This window comes from Patescibacteria group bacterium, assembly GCA_034660655.1.
In the GTDB taxonomy this organism is placed as follows: domain Bacteria; phylum Patescibacteriota; class Patescibacteriia; order JAACEG01; family JAACEG01; genus JAACEG01.
Window position 1 is genome coordinate 1 of the sequence record JAYEJU010000003.1, and the last position, 5,165, is coordinate 5,165.

Annotated in this window: 5 protein-coding genes; 4 read left to right on the forward strand and 1 reads right to left on the reverse strand. The window is 33.6% G+C overall.

What is annotated here, in order from left to right:
* Positions 1-304: 304 nt before the first annotated feature.
* From U9O55_00070 to U9O55_00080, 3 genes are all read left to right on the forward strand, one after another.
* Entirely contained in the window at positions 305-790 is a 486-nt protein-coding gene (locus U9O55_00070; protein ID MEA2088228.1) for a hypothetical protein, read from the forward strand.
* 15 nt (positions 791-805) lie between these two features.
* The gene (locus U9O55_00075; protein ID MEA2088229.1) at positions 806-1,138 is read left to right on the forward strand and encodes a hypothetical protein; all 333 of its coding nucleotides are present in this window, start codon (positions 806-808) and stop codon (positions 1,136-1,138) included.
* 132 nt (positions 1,139-1,270) lie between these two features.
* Positions 1,271-2,611 carry an FAD-dependent oxidoreductase gene (locus tag U9O55_00080; GenBank protein MEA2088230.1) on the forward strand — a complete coding sequence of 447 codons (1,341 nt, stop codon included), beginning with the start codon at positions 1,271-1,273 and terminating at the stop codon, positions 2,609-2,611.
* Between the two features lie 88 nt (positions 2,612-2,699).
* On the opposite strand, the gene U9O55_00085 is transcribed toward U9O55_00080, so the two are convergent.
* Complete coding sequence (locus U9O55_00085) at positions 2,700-2,966, reverse strand: hypothetical protein (GenBank protein ID MEA2088231.1); 267 nt, start codon at positions 2,964-2,966, stop codon at positions 2,700-2,702.
* A gap of 163 nt (positions 2,967-3,129) precedes the next feature.
* Here U9O55_00085 and U9O55_00090 point away from each other — a divergent pair.
* Positions 3,130-5,165: DNA translocase FtsK 4TM domain-containing protein (locus U9O55_00090; GenBank protein ID MEA2088232.1), on the forward strand; the 2,036-nt coding region annotated here is incomplete at its 3' end.

Here is a 5,165-nt window from a genome sequence, read left to right on the forward strand (position 1 = left end):
TTTTTCAAAACAAAAAATCAAATTTTCTTTTCCGCAAAAAAGAATTAAAGCGATTAAAACCAGATAAAAAATTTACATCGTACAACACCTGCATATGCGGTTCCAGAAATTTACATTAACTAAATTTTCTCTTTCGCTATCGCTTCAGAGAAATAATAATAATGAGTGCAAATTCCTTCCACCCAAATTTTTGCCCTTTTTTATATTGAAATTTGATAATGAAGCGGGCAAAAACTTCTCATATTCGGATATGTTATATGAAATCACTTTTTACTCACACATTTTATGAAAAATCCTTCAAATTTTGAAAAACATAAGCAAATCCCCCCCCGAAGCATTGTTAACTGCAGATAACATTGCCCACATTGTGCGTTCAAGAAGGCGCCCTGAATACCCTAGGCAAGACACAGTTGAAAGTCTGTCAGTTGAGGAACAAAATGCCACCATACACGAAAGATTGGGATCAGGTGGTAGTAAAGAAGTCTATGACATAGAAATAGCTGGACAGCATTACGCAATAGGTATTTGTGGTATTCAGGACGCCCCTGACCGAATGGTTGAAAAATGGAAAATCGTCCTCCAAGAACCTGCAAACACGCAACATCTTAGAGAAAGAGATTTTTTGGTTAATGAGTTATGCGATATCAGACCAACGGCCGTGAACGGAACCCATTTCCCTGGAATAATAATGAAACGATATCAAGACCTACCCTTTCGTGTTTTTGACGGGAAAAACGTTGGCAGAGAAGGCGTCTCTCTTATTAGCAAGGACACGCAACTGAATGACTAAATAATGCTTGAAAAAATGTCTCAGGTCGTTAATGAGATAGCTAGACTAATTGACAATGGAATTCGTCTTGGCGGAGACAATTTTAATTTAGCTGAGTCGCAGGGTGCCGTTCACTTGTACTTTAACGATTTGGGCAACATGACAGTCAACAAAATAATAGAGGACGATTTTCCAAGATATATAGAATACTACACAATGTGGGCAATAGGTGCTCTGGTTAACGGCGTAGATCATGATACCTACGAACACAATCCGTATATTCACAGTTTGGATAATCAAGAAAATTCCTTTACGACAAAATTTGAAGAAGCGGTAAAACAAAGACTAACTCAATTAAGGAGTTCGTAAAAAGTGACATCATATAACAGCGTGTATACGGTTCCGCTTCGTTTCACACATATTGCTCCCTACGGTCGCAACATCGCATACACGCAAACGTTATCGAAAATTCAAAAATATTTTTTATTAATAGCATAAACTATGAAAAAAACAGACATTTTAATTATTGGCGGAGGGCCAGCTGGGTTAATTGCAGGCGTAACAGCCAGAAAAAATAATCCTGATAAAAAAATCACTTTAATAAGAGAAGACAAAAAATGTGTTGTTCCTTGCGGACTTCCGTATATTTTTAATCGGTTAGAAGCTGTTGAAAAAAATATGATGCCGGATAAAGCATACAAGGCAAATAAGATTGACTTAGTAATTGACAAAGCAGTAAAAATTGAGACAGATAATAAAAAAGTGATTCTTAAGAGCAATAAAAAAATAAACTATGATAAATTAGTTTTAGCTGTTGGTTCAAGTCCAGCGATAATCCCTATTAAAGGAGCGGAATTAAAAGGAGTTTATCAGATTAAAAAAGATATTAAATATTTAGAGAATTTGCGGAAAAAAATTATTAAAGCAAAAAATATTGTTATTATTGGAGGAGGTTTTATCGGAGCGGAATTAGCGGAAGAATTAAGCGCAATGGAAGAAAAAAATATAAGCATTGTGGAAATTTTAGATCACTGTTTAATAGCTCCTTTTGATGAAGAATTTGCTATTGCTGGTGAAGAAAAAATCAAAGAAAAAGGAGTAAATCTTTATCTTAAAACGGCGGTAGAAGAAATAATGGGAGGAGATAAAGTAGAGGCGGTAAAACTTAGTAATGGCGAAGAAATTTCTGCTGATTTAGTAATAATGTCAGTTGGCGCAAGGCCGAATATTGAATTGGCTAAGAATGCGGAAATTGAAGTGGTGGAAAAGGGAGGAATTTTAGTAGATGAATTTATGAGGACTAATACCCCTGATGTTTTTGCTGTCGGTGATTGTGCTGAGACAAGGGATTTTTTCACGGGAAAATCTAATTTAATAATGCTTGCTTCGGTTGCTTGTTATGAAGCAAGAATTGCTGGCGCTAATTTGTATCGTGCTAGTGAAAATTTAATAAAAAATGAAGGAACTGTCGCTGCTTTTTCTACTTGTTTGCAGGGGTTGGTTCTAGCTTCTGTTGGATTGAATGAAAAAACAGCAGTCAAAGAAGATATTGAAATTGTTATTGGCGTAAGTGAAACACCTAATCATCATCCAGGAACTTTACCTAATACAAGTTTGATTAAGATAAAACTTGTATTTGAAAAGTCATCAAAGATATTGATTGGCGGACAGGTTTCTGGGCCAGAGAATATTGCGGAGATGATAAACTTGATTGCTGTCGCTGTTGTAAAAAAAATGACTGCGCAAGAACTTGCTAATTTGCAAGTTGCCACGCATCCTTTGATTACCGCTCCGCCAACGGCTTATCCAATAATAACAGCGGCCCAAGCAGTGTTAGATTAAAAAATGTAAAAAACAAAAAATAAATAAAATAAAAATGCTGGGATATTTTTCATCCCAGCTTTTTTTATAGATTGTAATTAAATGAATTTTAATCAAAATTCATTCCGTCTTTTTCAGCATGTTTTTTAAAACTATCAAGATTTTTAATATTTTCAAACTTTATTCTATGTTTAACAGACATTATTCTAATCCGCCCTAACAAACCTCTGGCTTTTACCGCAGGATCGCTTTTTCTGATTTCGCTATAATAAGTGCTGAAAATCAAATTTTTACGATGATACTTTTTGTCTCTCCCTATAATCGCGTGAATTCCTCCTTTATAATTGATAACAGATATTTTTTGCTTAATATTCATTATTTTTTCCTCCTGAATATTTTTGTATTTTATTATAATTGAAATTAAAGAACGATTAAAAAAATTATACCATTTAAATAAGTATTTAGCAAAAATATTGCGTTTGCGTTTTAATCTGTTATAATTGTAATAACAAATCTAAAAATTTAGAGCAATTTTAATTATGAGATTAAAAAAAAGACGAATTAGAAAAGACAATCAATTTGAAATTGACATAGAAGCCAAAAAAGGATTAATAATAGTAATTTTATTGTCTTTTATTATTCTTTCTTTTTTAAGCTTTTTTCATTTAGCGGGACGTTTTGGCTTTGGATTGGAAAAAATATTAGTGAAATTTTTTGGCAATGGATATTTTGCTTTTCCATTTTTATTATCTGGCATTGTTTATCTTCTTGTATCCGCCAGAAAAAGAGCGTTAAAAGTTATTCATTATTTAGCAATGACTTTTTTTATTTTAAGTTTTTACGCTTTTATACAATTAACCCAGCCATTGCCGTTCGGTTCTTTGTGGGAAAGTTTAAAACAGACGTTCGCGATCGCGTCAGCAGGAAAAGGCGGAGGATATGTGGGAATTATTTTAAATTATCCATTAGTTTATTTTTTTGGTTTTTGGGGCGGATTTGTCGCGTTATTGGCAATTTTTGTCGGATCTATTTTGCTGATTTTTAATATTTCTTTGGATAATTTACTAATCGGCGCTGGATTTTTAAAAAAGTTATTAGTTAAAACAGCAGTTTTGTCAGTTCAATTCAAAAATAAAACGCATAATTATTTACAACAAAGAAAATACAATAACCAAGAGAAATATGAAGAAGAAGATATTAAAAAAGAAGATAACCAACAAAACGATGAAGAAGATCCGCGTTTCGTTCAATCGGAAATAAATCATTCAAAAGAGGATTTGGATGGAGAACAAGAAAAAATGGAATTTAAAAAAAATTATTCTTCAAAGCAAAAAATAGATTTGCCGATTAATTTATTAAATCAAAGCAGTGAAAAACCAACAAGCGGAGACATTAACAATAGCATAGAAATTATTAAAAAAACCTTGAAAAATTTCAATATAGACGTTGAAATGGGGCAAGTGAGCGTAGGTCCGACTGTTACGCAATATACTCTTAAGCCGGCAGAAGGAATTAAATTGTCGCAAATTATTACATTAAGCAATGATATCGCCCTTGCTTTAGCCGCTCATCCAATTAGAATAGAAGCGCCAATTCCAGGAAAATCTTTGGTCGGGATTGAAGTGCCAAACAGGTTTGTCGCGAAAGTTAATTTAAAAGATATTATAACTTCTAAGGAATTTAAAAATCGGCAATCAAATTTAATGATAAGCCTGGGAAAGGATGTTTCTGGAAAAATTTGGATGGCTGATTTTGCAAAAAATCCGCATCTTTTAATCGCTGGATCAACAGGGTCTGGAAAAACTATTTGCATAAATTCTGTTATTGTCAGCCTGTTTTATCAAAATAGCCCTGATAATTTGCGTTTTATAATGATTGACCCAAAAAGAGTTGAGCTTCCAGTCTATAATAGGACTCCTTATCTTTTATGCCCCGTAATTACTGATGTTAAAAAAACAGTAAACGCGCTTAAGTGGGCGATTTCTGAAATGGAAAGACGTTTTGATGTTTTGTCAAAAAATAACAACCGCGATATTTTTTCTTATAGGGCTTCTGGAAACAGTATGTCAAGTATTATTATTGTTATTGATGAATTAGCTGATTTAATGGCAGCTGCAGGGCACGAAGTTGAAGCTTTAATTATTCGTTTAATTCAAATGTCTAGGGCGGTTGGCATTTACTTAATTATCGCGACTCAGCGTCCGTCAGTCAATGTTATCACTGGCTTAATCAAAGCAAATATAACTTCACGCATCGCTTTCAGTGTTGCGTCTCTTATGGATTCGCGGACAATTTTAGATTGTAGCGGAGCTGAAAAATTGATTGGCAGAGGCGATATGCTGTTTGTTTCGGCTGAGGTTTCAAAGCCAAAAAGACTGCAAGGCGCTTTTATATCAGAACAGGAAATTAAAAAGGTGGCTAATTATTTAAAAACTAATTATGATGATGTTGAATATGACGAGGAAATAATTGAGAGACAAGGTAATGGAATTGAAAATCTAGACAGTGATTTTGAGGAAAACGATGAATTAATAAATGAAGCGCGTGAAATTGTTATTAATTCTGAAAGAGCCTC

Coding starts and splice junctions, on each gene's coding strand:
- U9O55_00075 (MEA2088229.1), top strand. CDS start 806: ATGTCTCAGGTCGTTAATGAGATAGCTAGACTAATTGACAATGGAATT.
- U9O55_00080 (MEA2088230.1), top strand. CDS start 1,271: ATGAAAAAAACAGACATTTTAATTATTGGCGGAGGGCCAGCTGGGTTA.
- U9O55_00085 (MEA2088231.1), bottom strand. CDS start 2,966: ATGAATATTAAGCAAAAAATATCTGTTATCAATTATAAAGGAGGAATT.